At 58.4% G+C, this 24,455-nt stretch carries 22 protein-coding genes; 11 read left to right on the top strand and 11 right to left on the bottom strand.

From position 1 onward, the window contains the following. Positions 1-108: 108 nt before the first annotated feature. The gene (locus tag ACOTX7_RS04875) at positions 109-2,541 is read right to left on the bottom strand and encodes a formate C-acetyltransferase/glycerol dehydratase family glycyl radical enzyme (protein ID WP_221257133.1); all 2,433 of its coding nucleotides are present in this window, start codon (positions 2,539-2,541) and stop codon (positions 109-111) included. Between the two features lie 4 nt (positions 2,542-2,545). Next, positions 2,546-3,445, bottom strand: a complete 900-nt coding sequence (locus tag ACOTX7_RS04870) for a glycyl-radical enzyme activating protein (protein ID WP_221257134.1) — start codon at positions 3,443-3,445, stop codon at positions 2,546-2,548. A gap of 127 nt (positions 3,446-3,572) precedes the next feature. Between ACOTX7_RS04870 and fsa the strand changes: the two genes are divergently transcribed. Next, positions 3,573-4,235 carry a fructose-6-phosphate aldolase gene (gene fsa, locus ACOTX7_RS04865; RefSeq protein WP_023303353.1) on the top strand — a complete coding sequence of 221 codons (663 nt, stop codon included), beginning with the start codon at positions 3,573-3,575 and terminating at the stop codon, positions 4,233-4,235. A gap of 89 nt (positions 4,236-4,324) precedes the next feature. On the opposite strand, the gene moeB is transcribed toward fsa, so the two are convergent. Both moeB and moeA read right to left on the bottom strand, forming a co-directional pair. Further along, a complete protein-coding gene (moeB, locus tag ACOTX7_RS04860; RefSeq protein WP_221813549.1) occupies positions 4,325-5,077 on the bottom strand; it encodes a molybdopterin-synthase adenylyltransferase MoeB in 753 nt (250 codons plus the stop codon). Between the two features lies 1 nt (position 5,078). Next, a complete protein-coding gene (moeA, locus tag ACOTX7_RS04855; RefSeq protein WP_214591382.1) occupies positions 5,079-6,311 on the bottom strand; it encodes a molybdopterin molybdotransferase MoeA in 1,233 nt (410 codons plus the stop codon). A 189-nt stretch (positions 6,312-6,500) separates the two neighbouring features. Here moeA and iaaA point away from each other — a divergent pair, with 189 nt between their 5' ends. The 5 genes from iaaA to gsiD are packed head-to-tail and all read left to right on the top strand — an operon-like array spanning position 6,501 to position 12,723. After that, a complete protein-coding gene (gene iaaA / locus ACOTX7_RS04850; RefSeq protein WP_205924177.1) occupies positions 6,501-7,439 on the top strand; it encodes a beta-aspartyl-peptidase in 939 nt (312 codons plus the stop codon). 11 nt (positions 7,440-7,450) lie between these two features. Further along, on the top strand, positions 7,451-9,322 hold the full coding sequence (gsiA, locus tag ACOTX7_RS04845) for a glutathione ABC transporter ATP-binding protein GsiA (protein WP_221257136.1): 1,872 nt from the start codon (positions 7,451-7,453) through the stop codon (positions 9,320-9,322). 23 nt (positions 9,323-9,345) lie between these two features. After that, positions 9,346-10,884, top strand: a complete 1,539-nt coding sequence (gene gsiB / locus ACOTX7_RS04840; RefSeq protein ID WP_221257137.1) for a glutathione ABC transporter substrate-binding protein GsiB — start codon at positions 9,346-9,348, stop codon at positions 10,882-10,884. Positions 10,885-10,889: 5 nt separating this feature from the next. After that, a complete protein-coding gene (gsiC, locus tag ACOTX7_RS04835) occupies positions 10,890-11,810 on the top strand; it encodes a glutathione ABC transporter permease GsiC (RefSeq protein WP_006809475.1) in 921 nt (306 codons plus the stop codon). 1 nt (position 11,811) lies between these two features. After that, complete coding sequence (gene gsiD, locus ACOTX7_RS04830; RefSeq protein ID WP_006809474.1) at positions 11,812-12,723, top strand: glutathione ABC transporter permease GsiD; 912 nt, start codon at positions 11,812-11,814, stop codon at positions 12,721-12,723. Between the two features lie 111 nt (positions 12,724-12,834). On the opposite strand, the gene rimO is transcribed toward gsiD, so the two are convergent. After that, positions 12,835-14,160: a 30S ribosomal protein S12 methylthiotransferase RimO gene (gene rimO / locus ACOTX7_RS04825; protein ID WP_221257138.1), complete on the bottom strand. Its 1,326-nt coding sequence runs from the start codon at positions 14,158-14,160 to the stop codon at positions 12,835-12,837. A 217-nt stretch (positions 14,161-14,377) separates the two neighbouring features. Between rimO and bssR the strand changes: the two genes are divergently transcribed. After that, positions 14,378-14,761 (top strand): biofilm formation regulator BssR, encoded by a 384-nt coding sequence (gene bssR / locus ACOTX7_RS04820; RefSeq protein WP_032673565.1) that lies wholly within the window; start codon positions 14,378-14,380, stop codon positions 14,759-14,761. 107 nt (positions 14,762-14,868) lie between these two features. Beyond that, on the top strand, positions 14,869-15,987 hold the full coding sequence (locus ACOTX7_RS04815) for a PQQ-dependent sugar dehydrogenase (RefSeq protein ID WP_032673564.1): 1,119 nt from the start codon (positions 14,869-14,871) through the stop codon (positions 15,985-15,987). Here ACOTX7_RS04815 and ACOTX7_RS04810 read toward each other — a convergent pair whose 3' ends face one another. Continuing rightward, positions 15,988-16,614 carry a glutathione S-transferase family protein gene (locus ACOTX7_RS04810; RefSeq protein WP_006809470.1) on the bottom strand — a complete coding sequence of 209 codons (627 nt, stop codon included), beginning with the start codon at positions 16,612-16,614 and terminating at the stop codon, positions 15,988-15,990. Between the two features lie 243 nt (positions 16,615-16,857). On the opposite strand from ACOTX7_RS04810, the gene dacC reads away from it, so the two are divergent. Then, positions 16,858-18,063 carry a serine-type D-Ala-D-Ala carboxypeptidase gene (gene dacC / locus ACOTX7_RS04805; protein WP_032673748.1) on the top strand — a complete coding sequence of 402 codons (1,206 nt, stop codon included), beginning with the start codon at positions 16,858-16,860 and terminating at the stop codon, positions 18,061-18,063. Between the two features lie 86 nt (positions 18,064-18,149). Here dacC and deoR read toward each other — a convergent pair whose 3' ends face one another. From deoR to ACOTX7_RS04790, 3 genes are all read right to left on the bottom strand, one after another. Then, complete coding sequence (deoR, locus tag ACOTX7_RS04800) at positions 18,150-18,908, bottom strand: DNA-binding transcriptional repressor DeoR (RefSeq protein WP_006809468.1); 759 nt, start codon at positions 18,906-18,908, stop codon at positions 18,150-18,152. 67 nt (positions 18,909-18,975) lie between these two features. Further along, positions 18,976-19,584 (bottom strand): undecaprenyl-diphosphate phosphatase, encoded by a 609-nt coding sequence (gene ybjG, locus ACOTX7_RS04795; RefSeq protein ID WP_421626056.1) that lies wholly within the window; start codon positions 19,582-19,584, stop codon positions 18,976-18,978. Positions 19,585-19,591: 7 nt separating this feature from the next. Then, positions 19,592-20,320 (bottom strand): phosphatase PAP2 family protein, encoded by a 729-nt coding sequence (locus tag ACOTX7_RS04790; RefSeq protein ID WP_047354322.1) that lies wholly within the window; start codon positions 20,318-20,320, stop codon positions 19,592-19,594. Between the two features lie 167 nt (positions 20,321-20,487). Between ACOTX7_RS04790 and ACOTX7_RS04785 the strand changes: the two genes are divergently transcribed. Continuing rightward, positions 20,488-21,720 carry an MFS transporter gene (locus ACOTX7_RS04785; protein ID WP_006809465.1) on the top strand — a complete coding sequence of 411 codons (1,233 nt, stop codon included), beginning with the start codon at positions 20,488-20,490 and terminating at the stop codon, positions 21,718-21,720. A gap of 66 nt (positions 21,721-21,786) precedes the next feature. Here ACOTX7_RS04785 and ACOTX7_RS04780 read toward each other — a convergent pair whose 3' ends face one another. Further along, positions 21,787-22,599 carry a Cof-type HAD-IIB family hydrolase gene (locus ACOTX7_RS04780; RefSeq protein ID WP_421626055.1) on the bottom strand — a complete coding sequence of 271 codons (813 nt, stop codon included), beginning with the start codon at positions 22,597-22,599 and terminating at the stop codon, positions 21,787-21,789. Then, entirely contained in the window at positions 22,589-23,803 is a 1,215-nt protein-coding gene (locus tag ACOTX7_RS04775) for an MFS transporter (RefSeq protein WP_205924172.1), read from the bottom strand. The genes ACOTX7_RS04780 and ACOTX7_RS04775 overlap by 11 nt, the downstream gene beginning before the upstream one ends. Positions 23,804-23,885: 82 nt before the next feature. Between ACOTX7_RS04775 and ACOTX7_RS04770 the strand changes: the two genes are divergently transcribed. Continuing rightward, positions 23,886-24,437, top strand: coding sequence for a TetR/AcrR family transcriptional regulator (locus ACOTX7_RS04770; protein WP_221257140.1), 552 nt, complete (start codon positions 23,886-23,888; stop codon positions 24,435-24,437). The last annotated feature ends 18 nt before the right edge of the window (positions 24,438-24,455 follow it).

The raw sequence follows: 24,455 nt of genomic DNA, 5'->3' as shown, positions 1-24,455 counted from the left end.
GTCACTGCGTTTTGAAACATTCTAATAACAAGGTGACGGGGAGCACAAATTTAATTTCGAATGAAAGTAGAAAAGCCCGGTAAGGCGAAGCCGCCACCGGGCGTTTTTTTACAGCGTATGCTCAGTACGGGCGATAATATCGTCCTGCGCATCCGGCGACAGGGCGGTGAAGAACGCCGAGTAGCCCGCGACGCGCACCACCAGGTCACGATACTGAACCGGGTGTTTCTTCGCCTCCAGCAGCGTTTCGCGCGAGACGATGTTGTACTGAATATGCCAGCCTTTGTGCACCTCGAAGAAGGTACGCAGCAGCACCATCAGCTTCTGGCGGTCGCTGTCGTTTTCCAGCGTCGACGGATTCAGCTTCTGGTTCAGCAGTACGCCGCCAAGAATCGCCTCGGTCGGCAGTTTACCCACGGAGCCGATCACCGCCGTCGGGCCGAGGTGATCTGTACCGGACGCCGGGCTTGCCCCTTCCGCCAGCGGAGTGTGGGCTTTACGGCCGTCTGGCGTCGCCATTGTCGCTGCGCCAAACGGCACGTTCGCGGAGATGGACGACGTGCCCGCGTAATAGTTCCCCCCAATCGGGCCGCGACCATAGCGCGGGTTATGGTACTGCTTCAGCTCCTCAATGTAGGTCTGGTAGGCGCGCGTCAGCAGCATGTCCACGCTGTCGTCGTCGTTACCGTACTTCGGCGCGCCGTTGATCAGACGCTGACGCAGCTGCTCATGGGTCAGCCCGTCGAAGTCATCCGCCAGCGCCGCCGCCAGCTGTTGCTGACCGATAGCGCCCTGGTCAAACACCAGCTTCTTCACCGCCGCCAGGCTGTTGCCGAGGTTAGCGATCCCCACCTGTAGGCCGGAGACCCAGTCATACTTCGCGCCGCCCTGTTTGATGCTTTTCGCGCGTTCGATGCAGTCATCCACCAGCGCCGAGCAGAGAATATCGTGGACGTTCTCTTCCAGCATGGTGTCCACCACGTACTCGATCTCAATGGATTTGCGGGTGTAGTAGCGGATCTGGCTGTCCCACGCCGCCATCACCTCATCGAAATTGTCGAAGTTACCCGCAGAAAGCGCTTTCTCCTGCGGCAGGAATACCTTGCCGCTGGTGGCGTCGCGACCGCCTTCCAGCGCCGCCAGCATCACGCGGGCGAAGTTGATAAAGCTCATGCCGGTGCAGCGGTAGCCCCACTTGCCGCCGACGGCGGTTTCGATGCAGCCGATGGCGGCGTAGTCGTAGGCGTCCTCTCGTTCCACGCCGAGCTTGATAAATTCCGGGATGACGATTTCATCGTTGTTAAACGCGGGCATCCCGAAGCCGCAGCGGATCACCTGCACGCAGGCGTCGAGGAAGTCGTTGCTCATGCCCGCGTGGTAGCGCACGCTCAGGTTCGGCTGGGTGGAGCGCAGGCGACCGCAGGATTCGAGGATCGCGTAGGAGAGCGGGTTGACCGCGTCCATCGGCTCACCGCTGACCAGCTTCTGGCCGCCGATGGTGACGTTCTGATACAGCGGGCTGCCCGCAGAAGCCTTGGAGTGCGAGCCGGAGCGGATTTTGTTCACTTCCAGCAGTTTCAGCCAGCAGCTGTGCAGCAGTTCGATGGCGTGTTCGCGGTCCAGGCTCTGGTCCAGCTCCACGTCGCGGCGGTAGTACGGGTAAAGGTACTGGTCCATACGGGCGAAGGAGACGGAGTGGCCGTTAGACTCAATTTGCAGGATCAGCTGAATGAAGTAGCACAGCTGGAGCGCCTGCCAGAAGGTTTTTGGCGGCTCGTGGGCGATGATGTCGCAGTTTTCCGCCATGGCCAGCAGCTCGTCGCGGCGGCTGTCGCGGGTTTCGCTGGCGGCCATCTCACGCGCCAGATCGGCGAAGCGCTTGATGTGCAGGCTGACGGCTTCCAGCACAATATCAATGGCTTTCAGGAACTGATCGCCGTGCAGATCTTCCAGTACCGTCAGGTTGATACGCGAGCGGCGCTCGGCCACTTTCGCGCGCAGGCCGTCTAAGCCTTTTTCCAGCACCAGCGGGAAATTCACCGCCAGGTGCGCGTCACCGGAGGTCATGTTGCCTTCCGCTTTGATGATGCCGGTTTCCAGCAGGCCTTTCTGCTCGTCGGTGAACATACCGTAGCAGCGATCCTGTACCGTCTGGCCGCGCCACCACGGGCAGATTTCATGCAGCACGCGCTTGTTCTCTTCGCTTACCGCGAAGCCCGCACCCGGACGGTCCGCCAGATCGTCAATCTCTTTCTCAATCCAGGAGACGGTGTATTCCGGGAAGATCGGCGCGGCGCGCACTTCGCTTGCCTGGTTACCGATAATCAGCTCGTCGTGTTTGATCCAGATGGTGCGTTTTGCCAGGTGATGCGCCAGCGCCAGAGCGCGACGTACCGGGATCGGCTTGTCCATGTGTTGCTGGTACATTTCTGTGTAATGCTGTGCGCGCTCGGTACAGACCGGCGGCTTAACGATATGCACCAGCGCCATTTTATGCGCTTTAATACGTTCGCTGAGGGTGTTGAGATTCAGAGTGGTCATAAGTTTATCCTCGTAAGGTCGCGGTTAACCCTTTCTGGCAGGCATACTGCTGCGCGAAGTCCAGCAGGGCAGGGTTATCCAGCGGTTTGTCAGGGGCAGAGTAGGGTTGGCCGAGCAGGGTGTATTTGTTCATGCCCAGCGTGTGATACGGCAGAAAATGAATATCCTCGACGCCGAGTTCATCGGCGGCGAAATTGGTAATGGCGGTAACAGACGCTTCATCGGCGTTGAAGCCCTGGATCAGCGGCACGCGGATGGTGATTTTTTTCCCGGCAGCGGCGAGGCGTTTCAGGTTGTCCAGGATCCGTTTGGCTGAACCGTCCGTCCACTGTTTAAACACCTCCGCGTCGACATGCTTCAGGTCCGCGAGGAACAGATCGACGTAGGGTAATGACGGCTCAATGTAATGCCACGGCACATGAAGGCAGGTTTCAACGGCGGTATGAATGCCCTGTTCATGGCTGGCTTTAAACAGGGCGTGTGCCAGCGTCGGGTTCATAAACGGCTCGCCGCCGGAGAGGGTGATCCCGCCGCCGCTGCGATCGTAGAAGGGCTTGTCACGCAGGACGGTCGCCATAATCTCTTCCACCTGCTTCTCTTCACCGCAGACGGTAAGCGCCTGCGTCGGGCAGCAGTCGGTGAGGGCGTTGAGCGTGGCTTCATCGAATTTTTCACGGTGAATGACCAGCCCGTTCAGCGCGCGTTCAACACAGCCCGGTGCCGCCTGCTGGCACAGGTCGCAGCCGTCCAGGCACAGACGTGCGTCAAACAGTACGTCCCGCGTGCGGGAGCGGCTTTCCGGGTTCTGACACCAGCGACAGCCCAGCGAGCAGCCTTTCAGGAATACCACGGTTCGAATACCGGGGCCGTCGTGGGTGGAGTAACGCTGTACATTGAAGATCATTTTTTTGCCCTCGAATTACATATGAAGATTAAATGACTTTCGAATGAAAGTTATCTTGATGTGGGTCAATTCATGAGCAGGTTTTGCTGTGATAGGGTAAATACAGGCTAATTTTGAGGGTGACATCATGGAACTTTATCTCGACACATCTGACGTTGCGGCAGTCAAAAAGCTGGCGCGTATCTTCCCGCTGGCGGGCGTAACCACTAACCCAAGCATTGTGGCGGCGGGAAAAACGCCTCTGGAAGAGCTACTGCCCGCGCTGCACGACGCGCTGGGCGGCAAGGGGCGTCTGTTTGCGCAGGTGATGGCGACGACCGCCGAAGGGATGGTGGAAGACGCACGTAAACTGCGCGCGATCATCAATGACCTGGTGGTGAAAGTACCCGTGACCGCAGAAGGGCTGGCGGCGATCAAAATGCTGAAAGCAGAAGGGATCCCGACGTTGGGCACGGCGGTCTACGGCGCAGCGCAGGGGATGCTCTCCGCGCTGGCGGGGGCGGAGTATGTCGCACCTTACGTGAACCGCGTGGATGCGCAGGGCGGGGACGGGATCCAGACGGTAGTCGAATTGCAACAGCTGCTGACCCTGCATGCCCCGCAGTCAAAGGTGCTGGCGGCGAGCTTTAAAACCCCGCGCCAGGCGCTGGACTGCCTGCTGGCAGGGTGCGAGTCCATCACGCTGCCGCTGGACGTGGCGCAGCAGTTTATTACGTCGCCAGCCGTGGATGCGGCGATTGTGAAGTTTGAGCAGGACTGGCAGGGGGCGTTTGGACGCACGTCGATCTGACGGGTGCGGCCTGATGCCCTCACCCCAGCCCTCTCCCACGGGGAGAGGGAGCAAACACTAAAACGGCAACCTGAAGGTTGCCGTTTGCTTTAACCTCCACAAACCTCACACCCCGGGTTACGCATCAGCTTCATCTCGCGGAACTGGCAGGTCATTGCGTCGTACATCACGATTTTGCCCGCCGCTGCCGTGCCGTAATGCGCCAGCACTTTGATGGCTTCCATCGCCTGCAAGGAACCGATAACGCCCACTAACGGTGCCATCACGCCCGCCTCGACACAGGTGAGGGCATTCTCGCCAAACAGACGACTCAGGCAGCGGTAGCACGGCTCTCCTTCAGCGTAAGTGAAAACGCTGATTTGCCCCTCCATGCGGATGGCCGCGCCGGAAATCAGCGGCGTTTTATGGGCAAAGCAGCCCGCATTAAGCTGGTTGCGAATGGCGACGTTATCGGTGCAGTCCAGCACCAGGTCATGCCGTGCTATCTGCGCAAACAGCGCGTCGTCATCCAGCATCGCGTCAATCAGGGTGAACTGAACGTGGGGATTAATGCGCGTCAGCGCCGTGCGTGCTGATTCCACTTTTGGCTGACCCACCGTCGCGTCGCTGTGCAGCGTCTGGCGTTGCAGGTTGGACACCGACACGGTATCGAAATCCAGCAGCGTCATGCTGCCGACGCCCGCCGCAGCCAGGTATTGCGCCGCCGCACAGCCCAGACCGCCCAGGCCAACAACCAGCACGCTGGCCGCCTTAAGCGCTTCCTGACCGTCGAAATCAAACCCGCGCAGCACGATCTGGCGGTTGTAACGCATCATCTCCGGGTCGCTCAGTTCCACCGTCATGTCAGCCTCCAAACAGGTGGTTAAAGCGTTCCACTTCAACCCATTCGCCCGCCTCGACGTGACCGCGATCGCGCTCCAGCACGATAAAGCAGTTGCCCTGGCTGAAGGAGCTAAAAATATGCGAACCCTGATGCCCGGTGGTGCTCACCTCCAGTTCACCGTCGGCGTTGCGCGCCAGAATGCCGCGCTGGAAGTCGAGACGGCCCGGTGATTTTTTCAGGCGCGTTGCCGCCCGCACGCGCACACGTTCAGGCAGCGGGCTGGCATTGTTGCCTGACAGCTTCGCCAGCAGCGGGATCACCAGCTGGTAGAAGGTCAGCGCGGCAGAGACCGGGTTACCCGGCAGGCCACAGAACCAGCTGTGCGGAAGCTTGCCAAACGCGAACGGTTTGCCCGGTTTAATCGCCAGCTTCCAGAAGGCGATTTCGCCCAGCTCTTCAAGCAGGGTTTTGGTGTAATCCGCTTCGCCAACCGATACACCGCCGGAGCTGATCACCACGTCGGCAGAGGCGTCAGCGTCGATAAACGCGGCGCGCAGTTTTTGCGGATCGTCAGGAATGATGCCGAGATTAATCACTTCGCAGCCCAGCTGCTCCAGCATCAGGTGCACCGCCAGACGGTTGGTGTCGTAAATCTGCCCCTCGTTCAGCGGCTGACCCGGAAGCTGTAGCTCGTCCCCCGTGGAGAACACCGCCACGCGCACTTTGCGAACGACGTCAATCTCCGCGATGCCAAGCGATGCCAGCACCGGCAGTTCGGCCACCGTCAGTTTTTGCCCGGCGGCAAAGACCGTTGCGCCGAGGGTAATGTCTTCCCCGGTGCAGCGGATATTCTGACCCGCTTTGACGCTGGCGGTAAAACGCACACCGTCGTCGGTCTGTTCGGTCTCTTCCTGCATCACCACGGCTTCACAGCCCTTGGGTACCGGCGCGCCGGTCATAATGCGCACGCAGGTGCCCGCAGGCCACTCACCGTTGAACGGCTGCCCGGCAAACGCTTTACCTGCCACCGGCAGCGGCTGACCCGTTTGCACATCCGCCAGACGTACGGCATAGCCGTCCATCGCCGCATTATCGAACCCCGGCACGTTCAGCGGCGAGACGATATCGCGTGCGGCAATACGGCCAAAACAGCGCACAAGCGGCAGCGTCTCAACATCGTGCAGTGGAGTAATGCGGTCAAGCATCTGCGAAAGTGCCGTCTCAAGCGGCATCAGTCCGGCGGTAAAATCCATGGTGGGCTCCTGCGGAGTAACAACGAAAGCGCTCATTATGGCAGAAAAGTGCGGCTAACTGTATGACCCGATGGGTGTACGCTTTACATCACAGTTGCGTCTTTCTATATTCAAAAATCATCTGAAGATTCGTCGACGATAATGATATTTATAGAAAAAGCAGCCAGCCAGGCTGATGGGTGATGCGAAATGAGTAAAGCGGTTATCGCAATTCATGGCGGTGCCGGGGCAATCACCCGTGCACAGCTCAGTCCCGAGCAGGAGAAGCGTTATATTGACGCGCTGAACGCCATTGTGGAAACAGGCCAGCGGATGCTGGAAGCGGGCGACAGCGCGCTGGACGTGGTGACCGAAGCGGTGCGTCTGCTGGAGGAGTGCCCGCTGTTTAATGCTGGCATTGGCTCGGTCTTTACGCGCGATGAAACGCACGAACTGGATGCCTGCGTGATGGACGGCGTCACCCTGAAAGCGGGGGCGGTGGCGGGCGTCAGCCGTCTGCGTAATCCGGTGCTGGCCGCGCGTCTGGTGATGGATCACAGCCCGCATGTGCTGATGACCGGCGCAGGGGCGGAGAAATTTGCCGTCGAGCACGGGATGGACACGGTCTCGCCCGATCTTTTTTCCACCGAGGAGCGTTACCGGCAACTGCTGGAGGCCCGTACAGCGGGGATGACGCAGCTGGACCATGCCGCGCCGCTCGATGAACGCAGCAAAATGGGCACGGTAGGCGCGGTGGCGCTGGATAAAGCCGGTAACCTCGCCGCCGCGACGTCGACAGGCGGTATGACTAACAAGCTTCCCGGACGCGTCGGCGACAGTCCGCTTCCGGGGGCCGGGTGTTATGCCAATAACGCCACGGCGGCGGTGTCGTGCACCGGCACCGGCGAAGTGTTTATCCGCGCGCTGGCGGCCTACGACATTACCGCGCTGATGGATTATGGCGGATTAAGCCTGAGCGAGGCCTGCGAGCGGGTAGTGATGGAGAAACTCCCCGCGCTGGGCGGCGTGGGAGGCTTAATTGCGGTGGATCGGGAAGGCAACGTGGCGCTGCCGTTCAACAGTGAAGGGATGTACCGGGCGTGGGGGTATGCCGGCGATGCGCCCAGCACAGGAATTTATCGTGAATAAGGGGGCATAGCGTGCCGCACCGTGAAGAGCTGGACAACTGCGAAGTGCTGGCTGTCCACCAACTGAATATTGCCTTTCAGGAAGAGCGGCAGTTTATCCCGGCAGTCCAGCACCTGTCGTTTTCGCTCAATCGTGGCGAAACGCTGGCGATTGTAGGCGAGTCCGGATCCGGTAAATCCGTTACCGCGCTGGCGCTGATGCGTCTGCTTGAGCAGACGGGCGGGCAGGTCACCAGCGAGCGGATGCTGTTGCGCCGTCGCAACCGTCAGGTTATCGATCTCAATGAGCTGAGCGCGTCCCAGATGCAGGGGGTGCGCGGGGCAGATATTGCGATGATTTTTCAGGAGCCGATGACCTCCCTGAACCCGGTTTTCCCGGTGGGTGAGCAGATTGCCGAATCTATCCGCCTCCATCAGGGACTGAGCGGTGATGAGGCGCTCAAGGAAGCGAAACGGATGCTGGAGCTGGTACGTATCCCGGAGGCGCACGCAATTTTGTCCCGCTACCCGCATCAGCTTTCCGGCGGCATGCGCCAGCGGGTGATGATTGCGATGGCGCTGTCGTGCCGTCCGGCGGTGCTCATTGCGGACGAACCCACTACGGCGCTGGATGTCACCATTCAGGCCCAGATCCTGCAACTGATTAAGGTGTTGCAGCAGGAGATGGAGATGGGGGTGATTTTCATCACCCACGATATGGGGGTGGTGGCGGATATTGCCGACCGGGTGCTGGTTATGCATCAGGGCAATGCCGTCGAAACCGGTACGGTGGAGCAGGTCTTTCATGCGCCCGTACATCCTTATACCAAAGCGCTGCTGGCGGCGGTTCCGCGTCTCGGCGCCATGAATGGCAGTGATTTTCCGCGCCGCTTTCCGCTGTTCTCCCAGACCGAACTGGGCCAGCAGGAAGACGAAACCGAGCAGAATACGGTGGTTCCCGGCAGGCCAATCCTCGAAGTGCGTGACCTGGTGACCCGTTTCCCGCTGCGTAGCGGGGTCCTCAATCGCGTGAAGCGCGAAGTGCATGCGGTTGAAAACGTCAGTTTTGATCTCTGGCCGGGCGAAACGCTGGCACTGGTGGGGGAGTCCGGCTGCGGTAAATCCACCACCGGGCGGGCGCTGCTCAGGCTGGTGGAGTCGCAGGAGGGGAGCATCACCTTCAACGGTGAGCGCATCGACACCCTCCCTAACAGTAAATTGCAGGCGGTGCGCCGGGATATTCAGTTTATATTCCAGGATCCTTATGCGTCGCTCGATCCGCGCCATACGGTGGGGTACTCGATTATGGAGCCGCTGCGGGTGCATAACCTGCTCGACGGTGAAGCCGCACAGCGCCGTGTCGCGTGGCTGCTGGAGCGCGTGGGCCTGAAGCCGGAGCATGCCTGGCGTTATCCGCACGAATTTTCTGGCGGTCAGCGACAGCGCATCTGTATTGCGCGGGCATTGGCCCTGAATCCAAAAGTGGTGATTGCGGATGAGTCCGTTTCCGCGCTGGATGTCTCCATCCGCGCGCAAATCATCAATCTCCTGCTCGATTTACAGCGGGATTTAGGCATCGCGTTTCTGTTTATCTCCCACGATATGGCGGTGGTGGAGCGGATCAGCCATCGCGTGGCGGTGATGTACATGGGACAGATTGTTGAAATCGGCCCCCGTCGGGCGGTGTTTGAAAACCCGCAGCATCCGTACACCCGCAAGCTGATGGCCGCCGTACCGGTTGCCGATCCTGAGCATCGCCACGCCCAGCGCGTGCTGTTGCAGGACGAAATGCCGAGCAATATTCGTAAACGGGGCGAAACCCTGGAGCGCGTGGCGCTGCGTGAGGTGGGACCCGGTCATTTTGTCGCACCGCCGCGTCAGGACAATGCATTCTCGCGGTTATAACTTACAACAGGCAGGAGAACACAATGGTTCCTTTTGTTGCTCGTAAATGGCTGCTGGCCGCGAGCGTGATGGCTGCGCTGGCTGCCGCTCCCGCGTTCGCGTCGAAAGACGTGGTGGTGGCGGTGGGGTCAAACTTCACGACGCTGGATCCGTATGATGCTAACGACACCCTTTCTCAGGCGGTGGCAAAATCCTTCTACCAGGGGCTGTTCGGCCTGGACCGCGAGATGAAGCTGAAAAACGTGCTGGCGGAAGGGTATACCGTGTCGGACGACGGGCTGATCTATACCGTTAAGCTCCGTACCGGCGTGAAGTTTCAGGATGGTACCGACTTCAACGCCGAGGCGGTTAAGGTCAACCTGGACCGTGCCAGCAACCCGGAAAACGGTCTGAAGCGCTATAACCTGTATAAAAATATCGCCCGTACCGAGGTGGTTGACCCGGCGACGGTGAAGATCACCCTCAAAGAGCCGTTCTCGGCGTTTATCAATATCCTGGCGCATCCGGCGACGGCAATGATTTCGCCCGCTGCCCTGAAAAAATATGGCAAAGAGATTGGCTTCCACCCGGTAGGGACCGGACCGTACGAACTGCTTACCTGGAACCAGACCGATTTTGTGAAGGTGAAAAAATTCGCCGGATACTGGCAGCAGGGACTGCCGAAGCTGGATACCCTCACCTGGCGTCCGGTCGTGGACAACAATACCCGCGCCGCGATGCTGCAAACCGGCGAAGCGCAGTTTGCCTTCCCGATCCCGTACGAACAGGCGGCGCTGCTGGCGAAAAACAGCAAGCTGGAGCTGGTGGCCAGTCCGTCGATTATGCAGCGCTACATCAGCATGAACGTCACGCAGAAACCGTTTGATAACCCGAAGGTGCGTGAAGCCATCAACTACGCCATTAACCGCCAGGCGCTGGTGAAGGTGGCCTTTGCCGGGTACGCCACGCCCGCGACGGGTGTGATGCCGCCAACAATTGAGTACGCGCAGAGCTATCAGCCATGGCCGTACGATCCGGCGAAAGCGCGGGAACTGCTGAAAGAAGCGGGCTATCCGAACGGTTTTAGCACCACGCTGTGGTCGTCGCATAACCACAGTACCGCGCAAAAGGTGCTGCAATTTACCCAGCAGCAGCTGGCGCAGGTGGGCATTAAAGCCAGGGTCACGGCGATGGATGCCGGACAGCGAGCGGCGGAAGTGGAAGGCAAAGGGCAGAAAGAGAGCGGCGTGCGGATGTTCTACACCGGCTGGACGGCTTCAACCGGTGAAGCAGACTGGTCGCTGTCGCCGCTGTTTGCTTCCCAGAACTGGCCGCCAACCCTGTTCAACACCGCGTTTTACAGTAATCCGCAGGTGGATAAGGATCTGGCCGATGCCCTGAAAACCACCAAACCGGAAGAGAAAGCGCGCCTGTACAAAGAGGCGCAGGACATTATCTGGAAAGAGTCGCCGTGGGTGCCGCTGGTGGTGGAAAAACTGGTCTCAGCCCACAACAAAGCGCTGACCGGTTTTTACATCATGCCGGATACGGGCTTTAGCTTTGATGACGCGGATTTAAAATAAAACTCATGCTGAATTATGTTTGTAAACGTCTGCTGGGGCTTATCCCGACGCTGCTGATTGTGGCCGTGCTGGTGTTTTTGTTTGTCCACATGCTGCCCGGCGATCCGGCGCGTTTGATTGCGGGACCGGAAGCAGATGCGACGGTTATTGAACTGGTACGTAAGCAGCTCGGTCTTGACCAGCCGCTGTACAGGCAATTTCTGCGTTACATTGGCAACGTCCTTCAGGGCGATTTTGGCATTTCAATGGTGTCGCGTCGTCCGGTATCGGAAGAGATTGCCAGCCGCTTTATGCCCACCTTCTGGTTAACGATTGCCAGTATGAGCTGGGCGGTTGTGTTTGGCCTGGGCGCGGGCATTGTCGCCGCCGTCTGGCGCAACCGCTGGCCGGACAAACTCGGCATGGCGCTGGCGGTGACCGGCATCTCTTTCCCGGCGTTTGCGCTGGGCATGCTGCTGATGCAGATTTTCTCCGTCGAGCTGGGCTGGCTGCCGACCGTCGGTGCCGACACCTGGAAGCACTACATTTTGCCCTCCATGACGCTTGGCGCGGCGGTTGCGGCGGTAATGGCCCGCTTTACCCGCGCCTCGTTTGTCGACGTGCTGAGCGAAGATTATATTCGCACCGCGCGGGCAAAAGGGGTGAGCGAGAAATGGGTCATTCTGAAGCACGGTTTTCGTAACGCGATGATCCCGGTGGTGACGATGATGGGGCTTCAGTTTGGTTTTCTGCTGGGCGGCTCTATCGTGGTGGAGAAGGTCTTTAACTGGCCGGGGCTGGGGCGCTTGCTCGTCGATTCGGTAGACATGCGCGACTATCCGGTAATTCAGGCAGAAGTCCTGCTTTTCTCGCTGGAGTTTATTCTTATCAACTTAGTGGTGGACGTGCTGTACGCCGCCATTAACCCGGCCATCAGGTATAAGTAAGATGCGATTGTTGAACTGGCGGCGTCAGGCCGTTTTGAACGCGATGCCGGGGATCAGGCCGGACCATATTCGCACCCCGTGGGGGGAATTCTGGCGGCGATTCCGTCGTCAGCCCGTCGCTATGGTTGCCGGGTTGTTTGTATTGCTGCTGATCCTGGTGGCGATTGTCGCCCCCTGGATAGCCCCGTTTGATGCGGAAAACTACTTTGATTACGACCGGCTGAACGATGGTCCGTCGATGATGCACTGGTTTGGCGTGGACTCGCTCGGGCGCGATATTTTCAGCCGCGTGCTGGTGGGAGCGCAGATCTCGCTGGCGGCCGGGGTCTTCGCGGTGCTGATGGGCGCAGCAATTGGCACCGTACTGGGGCTGGTGGCCGGGTACTACGAAGGCTGGTGGGACCGCATCATCATGCGCATCTGCGACGTGCTGTTTGCCTTTCCCGGTATTCTGCTGGCGATTGCCGTGGTAGCGGTGATGGGCAGCGGCATGGCGAACGTCATCATCGCCGTGGCGGTATTCTCGATTCCCGCTTTCGCCCGCCTGGTGCGCGGCAACACGCTGGTGCTCAAACAGCAAACCTTTATCGAGTCGGCGCGCAGCATGGGGGCCAGCGATGCCACCATCCTGTTCAGCCATATTCTGCCGGGAACGGTGTCGTCTATCGTGGTCTATTTCACCATGCGCATAGGCGTGTCGATTATCTCGGCGGCGAGCCTGTCGTTTCTGGGGTTAGGGGCACAGCCACCGACGCCGGAGTGGGGCGCGATGCTGAACGAGGCGCGGGCGGATATGGTGATTGCCCCGCACGTGGCGATTTTCCCGAGCCTGGCGATTTTCCTGACCGTGCTGGCGTTTAATCTGCTGGGGGATGGGTTGCGCGACGCGCTGGATCCGCGGATAAAGGGGTAGTGTTTTGTTGGACCTTGCCCCTCACCCTAACCCTCTCCCCAGAGGGGAGAGGGAACTTTAACACCCTCTCCCCTCTGGGGAGAGGGCCGGGGTGAGGGGGATGAAAGTTAATTAAACCCGGCTACCCCACAAATCATACTCGTCGGCGTTTTCAACCTTCACGCGAATAATATCGCCCGGCTTGACGTTGGTTTCCCCGTTCAGGTACACCGCGCCGTCGATCTCAGGCGCATCCGCCATGCTGCGGCCAATCGCCCCTTCTTCGTCCACTTCGTCGATAATGACCAGAATTTCGCGGCCCACTTTCTCCTGCAAGCGTTCGGCGGAGATCTGCTGTTGCAGCTGCATAAAGCGGTTCCAGCGCTCCTCTTTTACCTCTTCCGGTACCTGATCCGCCAGCTCGTTGGCGGTTGCGCCTTCAACCGGGCTGTACTTGAAGCAGCCCACGCGGTCCAGACGCGCTTCTTTCAGGAAGTCGAGCAGCATCTGGAAATCTTCTTCGGTTTCACCCGGGAAGCCGACAATAAAGGTTGAGCGCAGGGTCAGATCCGGGCAGATCTCACGCCACTGTTTGATGCGCGCCACCTGGCGGTCAACGGAGCCAGGACGTTTCATCAGCTTCAGAATGCGCGGGCTGGCGTGTTGCAGCGGGATATCCAGATACGGCAGGATTTTGCCTTCTGCCATCAGCGGGATCACATCGTCAACGTGCGGGTAAGGGTAAACGTAATGCAGACGCGTCCAGATCCCGAGCTTAGCCAGTTGCTCGCACAGGCCGACCATGCTGGTTTTCACCGGCTCGCCGTTATAGAAACCGGAGCGGTGTTTGACGTCCACGCCGTAGGCGGAGGTGTCCTGGGAGATGACCAGCAGCTCCTTCACGCCCGCATCGGCCAGGCGTTTGGCTTCTGCCAGCACCTCGCCAATTGGACGGCTCACCAGATCGCCACGCATCGACGGGATGATGCAGAAGGTGCAGCGATGGTTGCAGCCTTCGGAAATTTTCAGGTACGCGTAGTGGCGCGGCGTCAGCTTCACGCCCTGTTCCGGCACCAGGCTCAGGAACGGGTTGTGCTTTGGTTTTGGTACGTAGTGATGAACATGTTCCAGCACCTGCTCGTAGCTGTGCGGGCCGGTGATCTCCAGCACTTTCGGGTGCACTTCGCGGATCTGGTCCACTTTCGCGCCCAGACAGCCGGTCACAATCACTTTGCCGTTTTCCGTGAGGGCTTCACCGATGGCTTCCAGTGACTCCTGGACCGCGCTGTCGATGAACCCGCAGGTGTTGACGATCACCATGTCGGCGTTGTCGTAGCTTGGCACCACGTCATAGCCTTCAGTGCGAAGTTCAGTCAGGATGCGTTCGGAATCCACCAGGTTCTTCGGGCAGCCCAGGGAGACAAAGCCGATTTTCGGCGGGTGCGTAACATTGCTCATAGGTTAAAAATTCATCAATTATGGAGTTATCAGGGCGGGATTTTACAGCGTATCGCGGGGGATTTATACACTCTTAGTGGCTCAGGTGATCCGGGCAATCGTTGTAACATTGTAAAGAATGTTAATCAGTTATCGTTTCTTGATCTCAGGCATTACATTGTACAAAAAATGACCTTATTCTTAATAAGGTAACATGGCTGACAGAGGAGGAAATAGCATGTCCGTTGACAGACTGAAACGCGATCTGCTTAACAAGCTGATCAACGCCCGAATCGACCTGGCCGCATATCTGCAACTGCGCAAGGCGAAAGGGTATATGTCAGTCAGCGAAAGCGAAAATCTGCGTGATAACTTCTTTGAACTTTGCAATTTCATGCGTGAAAAAGCACCCATTCTGAAAGCGCACTACGCTGAAAGCGAGGTAGTGGCGCTGCGCCGTGCCGCCGAGGTGCTCTCCATCGCCGGGGTCTGTTTGATGAACGGACGTCACGACTGCCCGAATTTTATTGCCGTTAACGCGGAGAAGCTTGAAAACTGCCTGACCACGCTCGCGCTTTGCATCATGTGTCTGAACAAGCCGGAAACGCTTGCCCACCACTGACCCCCGGGGGAGGCAACTCCCCCTTCTGATTAAGCTTTTGTAAAAGTGGTAACGCACCCGGGAACAGTGGCTAATCTTTAAGCCATATGTCGATAAAGGAGTGCGTTATGCCTCGATCCTCGCTGATTTTCCTTCCTGTGCTGTTATTCCCGCTTTCGCTGCTTGCGGCGCCCGAGTCGGTTAAGGTTGACGTGCTACAGACAAAACTGGATCACCCCTGGTCGCTGGCGTTTCTGCCAGACAATAAGGGGCTGCTGATCACCCTAAAAGACGGGCAGCTTAAGCACTGGCAGGCAGGGAAAGGGCTATCCGATCCGATTGTTGGCGTGCCGAAAGTATGGGCGAGCGGCCAGGGCGGACTGCTGGACGTCGCGCTGGCCCCGGATTTCGCACAGTCACGGCGGGTCTGGCTCAGTTTCGCCGAGGCAGGCAAGGATGGCAAAGCAGGTACCGCGGTGGGCTACGGGCGCTTGAGCGATGACCTGTCGCGCATTGAGGGCTTCCAGGTGGTGTTCCGACAGATGCCGAAACTCTCTACCGGCAACCACTTTGGCGGACGGCTGGTGTTTGACGGTAAAGGCCATCTCTTTATTGGCTTAGGTGAAAACAACCAGCGCCCGACGGCGCAGGATCTGGATAAGCTTCAGGGCAAGGTGGTACGCCTGACGGAAGACGGGAAAGTGCCGCCGGATAACCCGTTTGTGAACACCGCCGGTGCGCGCCCTGAAATCTGGTCTTATGGTATCCGCAACCCCCAGGGGATGGCGATGAACCCGTGGAGTGACACGCTGTGGCTCAACGAACACGGGCCGCGCGGCGGGGATGAGATCAACATTCCTGAAAAGGGAAAAAACTACGGCTGGCCGGTGGCGACGCACGGGATCAATTACAGCGGCCTGAAAATCCCGGAAGCAAAAGGCGAGCACGTTGAAGGCACCGAAAAACCGCTGTTTGTCTGGAAAGTGTCGCCCGCCGTCAGCGGCATGGCGTTCTACAACAGCGACGTCTTCCCGCAGTGGAAAAACAAGCTGTTTATCGGTGCGCTGAAGGAGAAAGACGTCATCGTACTGAGCGTAAACGGCAATACCGTGACCGAGGACGGACGCATTCTGGGGGATAAAGATCAGCGTATTCGCGATGTGCGCGTCGGGCCGGATGGCTATCTGTACGTGCTGACCGACGAGACGGACGGGCAACTGTTGAAAGTCAGCCCGTCCGGGTCGTAATCAGGTCACCGGGATCATCACCACGTTGCGATACGCCGGGCGCTCGCTGAGCTGCTGGATCCAGCGCTCCAGGTGAGGGCGCGGAGTCCAGCTGAGACCCATGTTGGTGAGGTTCCAGACGAAGGGGGCGACGGCGATATCACCCACGCCGAACGTCTCACCGGAGAACCAGGTGTGCTTCGCCAGTTCGTCGTCCATCATCGCGAACAGGGATTCGCAGGCGTCCTGGGCGGCATGAATGGCGGGATAATCACGATCGGCTTCCGGCGTGCGGATCAGCCCCATCAGGATGACGCGGTGCGTGGGGGAAAGCGTCTGGTTTGCCCAGTCCATCCATTTTTCGCCCTGGGCGCGCTGGGCCGGATTTTCAACCCACAGCCGACCCTGGCCGTACTGTGCGGCAAGGTAACGCACGATGGTGTTGGACTCCCACAGCGTGGCGTCTGTCTCGTCATCGCGCAGCAACGGCACCAGCCCGTTGGGGTTCATCGCCAGATAGTCAGCGTCTTTATTCACCCCGAACGCCATGCCAGCCATAATTTGATTGAACGGTAAATCCAGCTCCTCCAGCGTCCAGAGCACTTTCTTCACGTTGGTCGAATTGTTCCTGCCCCACAGCGTAATCATATTTACTCCCAATGAGATGTGAATCCGAGTCAGCTTTTCGTCATGGTGAGATAAACCTAACAATTACGCAACAGATGCTAAAAAAAACGCCGCAATCAAAGCGTATCTGAATGTTATTGCATAAACTTTAAAAACTTTACCTGGAACAGGTTTCTTTGAACGCTGTAGTGCGCTATTACTCATCGCTTCTTGCGACACGGTGATTGTGACGTGATTTTTAGAATGGACACTCGGGTGGCATTTATGACGCAAAAAACTTCTTCTCTGCGCAGCCTGGCGGCAGGCTCGGCGCTGCTTTTCCTTTTTGCCCCAACGCTCCATGCGGCGGAACAGACAGCGCCCGAAGCGCCGCCTGTCGATGCGCGCGCCTGGATCCTGATGGATTACGCCAGCGGGAAAGTGCTGGCGGAAGGTAACGCCGACGAAAAACTTGACCCGGCGAGCCTGACGAAAATTATGACCAGCTATGTGGTCGGCCAGGCGTTGAAAGCGGGCAAAATCAAGCTGGATGATATGGTCACCGTCGGCAAAGATGCCTGGGCGACCGGTAACCCGGCGCTGCGCGGCTCGTCCGTGATGTTCCTCAAACCTGGCGACCAGGTCTCCGTTTCCGATCTGAATAAAGGGGTCATTATTCAGTCGGGAAATGATGCCTGTATTGCGCTGGCCGATTACGTCGCGGGCAGTCAGGACTCATTTATTGGGCTGATGAATGGCTACGCCCAAAAACTGGGCCTGACCAACACCACCTTCAAAACCGTTCACGGCCTGGATGCGCCGGGTCAGTTCAGTACCGCGCGCGATATGGCGCTGCTGGGCAAAGCGCTGATCCATGACGTGCCGGATGAGTACGCCATCCATAAAGAGAAAGAGTTTACCTTCAACAATATCCGCCAGCCTAACCGTAACCGTCTGCTCTGGAGCAGTAACGTTAACGTGGACGGTATGAAAACGGGGACCACCGCCGGGGCCGGATACAACCTGGTGGCTTCCGCGACGCAGGGCGACATGCGCCTGATCTCGGTGGTGCTGGGGACGAAAACCGATCGCATTCGCTTTAACGAATCCGAAAAATTGCTGACCTGGGGTTTCCGCTTCTTTGAAACCGTCACGCCGATTAAGCCGGACGCCACCTTCGTCAGCCAGCGCGTCTGGTTTGGTGATAAAAGCGAAGTGAACCTGGGGGCTGGTGAAGCGGGTTCCGTCACCATTCCTCGCGGGCAGCTGAAAAACCTGAAAGCCAGCTATACCCTGACCGAGCCACAGCTCACCGCACCGCTGAAAAAAGGCCAGGTCGTCGGGACGATAGATTTCCAGCTTAACGGCAAATCCATTGAGCAGCGTCCGCTGGTGGTGATGGAAGCGGTGGAAGAGGGCGGCTTCTTCAGCCGGATATGGGACTTTGTGTTAATGAAATTCCACGGCTGGTTTGGCAGCTGGTTTAGCTAGGTTTTTGCCGGGTGGCGCTGCGCTTACCCGGCCAACGTTCGAGCCGTTTTAGGCCGGGTAAGGCGAAGCCGCCACCCGGCATAATCTCAATACATCAACTTCACCTGCTGCGCTTTCGCATATGCCACCAGCTCATCATCCGGGCGGCAATCGCTGACGATGGCGTCAAAGCGCGACAGTTCTCCCATCCTTGCCGGACGGACCTTGCCAAATTTACTGTGATCCACCACCAGCACGTGCTGCTGCGCGGCGTTGAGCGCCCACTGTTTCACCGGTAACTCTTCAAGATTGAAACAGGTTGCCCCCTGCTTCACGTTCACGCCTGCCGCCGAGTAAAAGGCAATATCCGGGCATAAATTGCTCAACGTGTCCTGAATATTCAGTGGCTTGAAGATGGCGTTGCTGGCATGAAACTCGCCGCCACACAAAATCACCCGGCACGCGGGTTTCTCCTGCAAGGCCAGAAAAGTGTTTAGCGAATAGCAGACGGCGGTAAAGGGAACGGTGCTGTCGATGGCCTCGATGATCCACGGGGTGGTCGTACCGCAGTCAAAAAACAGCGTTTGATGCGGCTGCACCAGCGAGGCGGCGAGCCGCGCGGCTTTGCGCTTCTCTTCCACCAGACGCGTTTTTTGATCGCTTAAAAGATAATGGCTGGCGCTGCGCGGTTCGAGGACGATATACCCGCCAAGCAGGACAACGGGGGCGCTGTCGCTGTTCAGATCGCGACGAATGGTCATTTCAGACACGCCAAGCAGGGTAGCGGCTTCCTTAAGATGCAGCTTATCGCTGCGCTTCAGCGCCTGAAGCAGCTGAGCAATGCGGTCATCGCGACGTGTTTCCATAGATCCTCGGGCTAAAAAAGTGAGCCCCCGCAGGGCGGGGGCTCAAGTGTAACCTGACGGACCGGGGTTAGTCACGTATCCAGCCTTTGCGGATCGGGAGGGCAAACAGAATGCGATAGGCCTGTGATAATCCACGATAAAGCGCCGGACCAAACAGGCTCCACAGGATGGCTGCGCTGACGCAGCCCATCAGCCCTACCAGGAAACCGCCGACCATATCCAGCGGCCAGTGCACGCCCAGGTAGACGCGGGACCAGGCGATGGCGACCGCCACCCCCATCAGCACCACGCCGGACCACAGGCGATGCCAGAACAGGAAGGCCAGCGCAAAGGTGAAGATCACCGTACCGTGATCGCTCGGGAACGAGTCATCCGGCGCATGGTGCAGGAAGTTATAGCCGACGCGATCGACAAACGGACGATCGTGCGGAAAGGCGTGGCCCAGCACGTAGCTTGCCAGCACGCTGACGCCGATTGCCATCGCCATTTTGATCACCAGATGGCGCTGGGCGGTGACCTGCCTGCGCGGCCCCCATAGCCAGAGGATCACGGTCAGCGCCGGGACAATGCTGATCACATCTTTCGCAATAAAGGTGGCGAGATCAATCATCCATTCCGGTGACGACGGCGTGGCGTTGAGCAGGTAAAACAGTTCGTAGTTCAGATTTTCTAACATAATCTCGTTACTCTTTAGCAAACCAGGTGGAAACCAGCCCGTAAACCAGCACCTGGGAAAACCAGACCCACCACCCGGCCCACAGGTTGTGAGAGAAAAAATGTGCCCCGCGCATGACTTGCCCGAAGCCCATCAAAAGGCCCATCACCGCACCCAGCACGACGAAGGTCCAGGCCAGGCGCGGACGTTCACGCCAGAAGGCAAAAAACAGCCCCATGACCATAAACCCGCTTGAGGCGTGGCCGCCGGGAAAGCAGCGTCCCGGTCCGCTGTCGGTTGGGATCGCACTGAACAGGGGATACGCAACGGCTTTGCCGCCATACTCCACCAGATCCCACGGACAGCTGTGGTGGCTCATGCTTTTCAGCACCCCCACCACCAGCGCCCCCAGCCCCATCAGAAGCGCGGCCGTTACCAGCCGGGCATTGCGTCTGTAAGCGCCGTAAATCAGCGATGCGGCAGCCAGCGCAATGGCGATGTATTTCGCCAGTCGATGGTTCAGCAGATCCAGCAGCGGGTTTTGCTGGAGCGGAAAATGGTGCGTCGCCGCGTCATACCAGAAGCCGGTGATCCATCGGTCAAGTGATTCATCGCGCGAAAGCCAGGTAAAAAGCACCGCAAGGACGATCAGCACGAAAAGCTGATAACCATAAAAGCGGACGGGCAAACGGTAAAGGCGTTTTGTCTTGTTTGTCGGTAACTTAGATAATTCTGAAGGGCTGACGGCGTGTGTCATAGTTTCGGTCAATAACGTGAAATAGCACTATCATAGGGAGGACAACTTAAGGAAACCTTAAACGACAACGATAAGTGCCTTATTTCTGTGTTTTCACGTGATTGTGCTATCTCAGACAGCGGCAATTCATTACACTCATCGCGATTTTTTCATACTAAAGAGATTGCATGATAAACCGTTCTTCTTCCGGTAATCGTCTGGGTCGTCAGGCGTTACTTTTTCCTCTGTGTCTGGTGCTTTACGAATTCTCTACCTACATCGGCAACGACATGATCCAGCCAGGCATGCTGGCTGTGGTTGAGCAGTACAACGCAGGTATTGAATGGGTGCCAACCTCCATGACCGCCTATCTTGCGGGCGGTATGTTTTTACAGTGGCTGTTAGGGCCGCTGTCGGATCGTATTGGCCGCCGTCCGGTGATGCTGACGGGCGTGGTGTGGTTTATCGTCACCTGTCTCGCCACCCTGCTGGCGCAAAATATTGAGCAATTCACGCTGCTGCGCTTCCTTCAGGGCGTGAGCCTGTGCTTTATCGGCGCCGTGGGCTATGCCGCTATTCAGGAGTCGTTTGAGGAGGCGGTGTGTATCAAAATAACCGCGCTGATGGCAAACGTGGCGCTGATTGCGCCGCTTCTGGGGCCGCTGGTGGGCGCCGCATGGGTCCACGTTGCGCCGTGGGAAGGGATGTTCGTCCTCTTCGCCGCGCTCGCGGCGATCTCTTTCTTCGGCCTGCACCGGGCGATGCCGGAAACCGCCACCCGCCTGGGCGAAAAGCTCTCGCTTAAAGAGCTGGGGCGTGATTATAAGGCGGTGCTGAAAAACGGCCGTTTTGTCGCGGGCGCGCTGGCGACGGGCTTTGTCAGCCTGCCACTGCTGGCTTGGATTGCCCAGTCGCCGGTTATTATCATCAGCGGCGAGCAGCTTAGCAGCTATGAGTATGGCCTGTTACAGGTGCCGATTTTTGGCGCGTTGATTATCGGTAACCTGGTGCTGGCGCGTCTGACGTCGCGTCGTACCGTGCGTTCGCTAATTATTATGGGCGGCTGGCCCATTGCGGCAGGGCTGATTATCGCGGCGGTGGCGACCGTAGCCTCGTCTCATGCGTACCTGTGGATGACGGCGGGGCTGAGCGTTTACGCGTTTGGTATTGGCGTGGCGAATGCCGGTCTGGTACGCCTGACGCTGTTTGCCAGTGAAATGAGTAAAGGCACGGTGTCCGCCGCGATGGGGATGCTGCAAATGCTGATTTTCACCGTCGGTATTGAGGTGAGCAAGCACGCCTATGCTTTCGGCGGCAACGGGCTGTTCAGCCTGTTCAATCTCGCAAACGGTGTGCTGTGGGTAGGGCTGATGGTGGTGTTCCTGAAGGACAAACGCGTCGGAAACGCCCTGCAACCGTAATCTTTATCCCTCTCCCCTTTGGGGAGAGGGGCTAGGTAAGGGGAGAGGACACCAGAGCGCACGGAATCAATTAAACGGCGCCTTCCCGTCCAGCACCTTATCAATCACGTCCAGCACCCCTTCGTCATTATTATTTGGCGCTTCATAGCGGGCCACCGCTTTAATATGCGGTCTGGCATTGGCCATCGCGAAGCCAAACCCAGCCTGTCGCAACATCTCCACGTCGTTACCGCTGTCGCCAAAGGCCACCACCTCGCTGTCGTCAATGCCCCAGCGCGTTTGCAGGATCCGCAGACCGTTAGCCTTGTGCACGCCGGGGATAATCAGGTCGATACTGCCGTGTCCCGTGGTCACCGGCACCATGATGTCGCCAAGCTTCTCATGCAGCAGCGCCTGAATACGCGGTATTTCGTCATCAGAGACGTTAAGCCCGAACTTGAAGAAAATATCGTGGAGGTTGTCAAAGCTGCTGACGCTTTCAAGGCGGTGATAGTATTTCGCGGCGATCTCTTTAAAGAGGTCGTCATACGTTTTCAGCGTGTAGGCGCTGTTTTTTCCACAGGCAATGATCTCAATGCCGGGCACGTCGTTTAACAGGGTGGCGACGGTCAGGAAGTGCTCTTTCGACAGCTCGCCGTTAAATACATCTTCGCCCGCATCCACCACCCAGCCGCCGTTTTCGGCGACGAAGGCGATTTCATGGGCGATCTCCGGGAAAAATGAGATCAGCTGGTAGTACTGGTTTCCGCTGGCGACCACAAAACGGATGCCTTGCGCTTTCATGCGCGCGTACTGCGCCAGAAAACGCGCGCGGTTATAGGTTTTTGCATCGCTCAGGAAGGAGCCATCCATGTCGACTGCAATCAGTTTAACGCTCATATCCCTTCTCCATTGTCGTTGGTTCTGCTTCCGGTTTTGCCACCGCACGCGCCACCAGGGCGGCAATAATCACTAACCCTAATACTACCAGCATCGCGCTGCGTAACCCGTAGTGCTCACCGAGGAACCCAAGCAGCGGTGGCCCCACCAGGAAAGCAAGGTAGCCCGTGGTCGCTACGACGCTTACGCGCGTCGGCGCATCCGGGCCGGTATCGCTGGCCGCGGAAATGGTCAGCGGGAAGCCAAGGGAGGCGCCCAGTCCCCACAGGATCACCGACACACCGGCAATCCAGTCCACATCCACAAAGATAATCATCGCGATGCCCAGCCCGCCCAGCAGGGCGCTGGCACGGACGACCGCCACGCGGCTGTAGCGGTCGATAAACCAGCCGCCGGTAAAGCGTCCGACGGTCATGCCGAGCGTAAACCCGGCGTAAATCAGCGAGCCGGAGGTGGGGCTAAATCCGTGCCCGTCCACCATCAGCAACGGTAGCCAGTCGTTGGCGGAGCCTTCAGCAAATGCCATTGCCAGCACCACCACGCCAATCAGCATCAGCTGGAAATCACGGTAGAAGGGCAATCCTTTTGCCGCAGATTTCTGTTCGTCCGAGGCGTTTTGTCCCGTACCGGCGGGAATGGCCCTGATGCCAGTGAGGATCGGGATAATGCAGACCAGCGCCGCCAGTAAAATGTGCACATTGGCCGCGATGCCCAGCGCCGTCAGCGCCATCCCCACGCCCGCGCCCGCCAGCGTGCCGAGGCTGTAAAAGCCATGCATCATCGGCAGCACCGTTTTGTTCATCGCCTGTTCGACGGCGGCCCCTTCCACGTTAATGGCCACTTCAGCCGCACCAAAGCTGCCGCCAAACACCATCAGCCCAAGGGCAAACATCAGCGGCGAGGCAAACCACAGCGCCACGCTCAGACCGAGCATACCTGCTACTGCACAGCACATGGTGGTGCGGATCACCGCGCGCGTGCCAAAGCGCTTCACCAGCCAGGCCGAGCAGAGGATGCCGCTCATCGAGCCAATCGACAGACCAAACAGCACGATCCCCATCTCCGCCGTCGAGACGGACAGCGTATCGCGGATTGCCGGGGTACGCGTCGCCCAGGAAGCCATCAGCAGTCCGGGGATGAAGAAGAACATAAACAGCGCCCACATGCGCAGATGCAGGGCTTTGCGAGGAGAAGTTAGCGTCATTGGGATAAGCACCAGAAGTACAACAATAGCGACAACACTAGCAACTTTGTGTACATTTGTACACAAACCGGATGAGGATTTTATGAGCAGACCACCGAACGACCCTAACCGCCGCGAGAAGATACTCCAGGCGACGCTGGACACCATTGCTGAACACGGTATTCATGCCGTCACGCACCGCAAGATTGCCACCTGCGCAGGCGTGCCGCTGGGGTCGATGACCTACTATTTCGACGGGATGGAGTCGCTTCTGGAGGAGGCGTTCACGTGGTTTACGCAGCAGATGTCTCAGCAGTACCGGGATTTCTTCGCGGGGGTGACCGGGCGGGAGAGGGCGTGCGAGGCCATTACCACGCTGATCCACAGCTCCGCCGTGACCACGCCACACAATATGGCGCTGATGTATCAGTTGTACGCCTTTATGCACCGCAGCGCCGCGCTGAAAACGGTCATGCAGGACTGGATGAAGATGAGCCAGACTACGCTGGAGCAGTGGTTTGATCCGGCTACCGCCCGCGCGCTGGATGCGTTTATCGAAGGGATGACGCTGCATTTTGTGACCGATCGGGCGCCGTTAACCCGTGAGGAGATCCGGACGATGGTGGGGAGGATTGCGGGCGAGGATACCGTCTGATAGCGCTCGCCCAACTAC

Source organism: Enterobacter cloacae complex sp. IR5418 (genome assembly GCF_049238105.1).
Taxonomy (GTDB): Bacteria; Pseudomonadota; Gammaproteobacteria; order Enterobacterales; family Enterobacteriaceae; genus Enterobacter; species Enterobacter hormaechei.
This window is presented reverse-complemented; position numbering and strand designations above follow the sequence as displayed.

Bases quoted from the DNA above. Each gene is read 5' to 3' on its own strand.
- ACOTX7_RS04875 (WP_221257133.1), bottom strand. From the start codon at position 2,541: ATGACCACTCTGAATCTCAACACCCTCAGCGAACGTATTAAAGCGCAT.
- ACOTX7_RS04870 (WP_221257134.1), bottom strand. From the start codon at position 3,445: ATGATCTTCAATGTACAGCGTTACTCCACCCACGACGGCCCCGGTATT.
- fsa (WP_023303353.1), top strand. From the start codon at position 3,573: ATGGAACTTTATCTCGACACATCTGACGTTGCGGCAGTCAAAAAGCTG.
- moeB (WP_221813549.1), bottom strand. From the start codon at position 5,077: ATGACGGTGGAACTGAGCGACCCGGAGATGATGCGTTACAACCGCCAG.
- moeA (WP_214591382.1), bottom strand. From the start codon at position 6,311: ATGGATTTTACCGCCGGACTGATGCCGCTTGAGACGGCACTTTCGCAG.
- iaaA (WP_205924177.1), top strand. From the start codon at position 6,501: ATGAGTAAAGCGGTTATCGCAATTCATGGCGGTGCCGGGGCAATCACC.
- gsiB (WP_221257137.1), top strand. From the start codon at position 9,346: ATGGTTCCTTTTGTTGCTCGTAAATGGCTGCTGGCCGCGAGCGTGATG.
- gsiC (WP_006809475.1), top strand. From the start codon at position 10,890: ATGCTGAATTATGTTTGTAAACGTCTGCTGGGGCTTATCCCGACGCTG.
- gsiD (WP_006809474.1), top strand. From the start codon at position 11,812: ATGCGATTGTTGAACTGGCGGCGTCAGGCCGTTTTGAACGCGATGCCG.
- rimO (WP_221257138.1), bottom strand. From the start codon at position 14,160: ATGAGCAATGTTACGCACCCGCCGAAAATCGGCTTTGTCTCCCTGGGC.
- bssR (WP_032673565.1), top strand. From the start codon at position 14,378: ATGTCCGTTGACAGACTGAAACGCGATCTGCTTAACAAGCTGATCAAC.
- ACOTX7_RS04815 (WP_032673564.1), top strand. From the start codon at position 14,869: ATGCCTCGATCCTCGCTGATTTTCCTTCCTGTGCTGTTATTCCCGCTT.
- ACOTX7_RS04810 (WP_006809470.1), bottom strand. From the start codon at position 16,614: ATGATTACGCTGTGGGGCAGGAACAATTCGACCAACGTGAAGAAAGTG.
- dacC (WP_032673748.1), top strand. From the start codon at position 16,858: ATGACGCAAAAAACTTCTTCTCTGCGCAGCCTGGCGGCAGGCTCGGCG.
- deoR (WP_006809468.1), bottom strand. From the start codon at position 18,908: ATGGAAACACGTCGCGATGACCGCATTGCTCAGCTGCTTCAGGCGCTG.
- ybjG (WP_421626056.1), bottom strand. From the start codon at position 19,584: ATGTTAGAAAATCTGAACTACGAACTGTTTTACCTGCTCAACGCCACG.
- ACOTX7_RS04790 (WP_047354322.1), bottom strand. From the start codon at position 20,320: ATGACACACGCCGTCAGCCCTTCAGAATTATCTAAGTTACCGACAAAC.
- ACOTX7_RS04785 (WP_006809465.1), top strand. From the start codon at position 20,488: ATGATAAACCGTTCTTCTTCCGGTAATCGTCTGGGTCGTCAGGCGTTA.
- ACOTX7_RS04780 (WP_421626055.1), bottom strand. From the start codon at position 22,599: ATGAGCGTTAAACTGATTGCAGTCGACATGGATGGCTCCTTCCTGAGC.
- ACOTX7_RS04775 (WP_205924172.1), bottom strand. From the start codon at position 23,803: ATGACGCTAACTTCTCCTCGCAAAGCCCTGCATCTGCGCATGTGGGCG.
- ACOTX7_RS04770 (WP_221257140.1), top strand. From the start codon at position 23,886: ATGAGCAGACCACCGAACGACCCTAACCGCCGCGAGAAGATACTCCAG.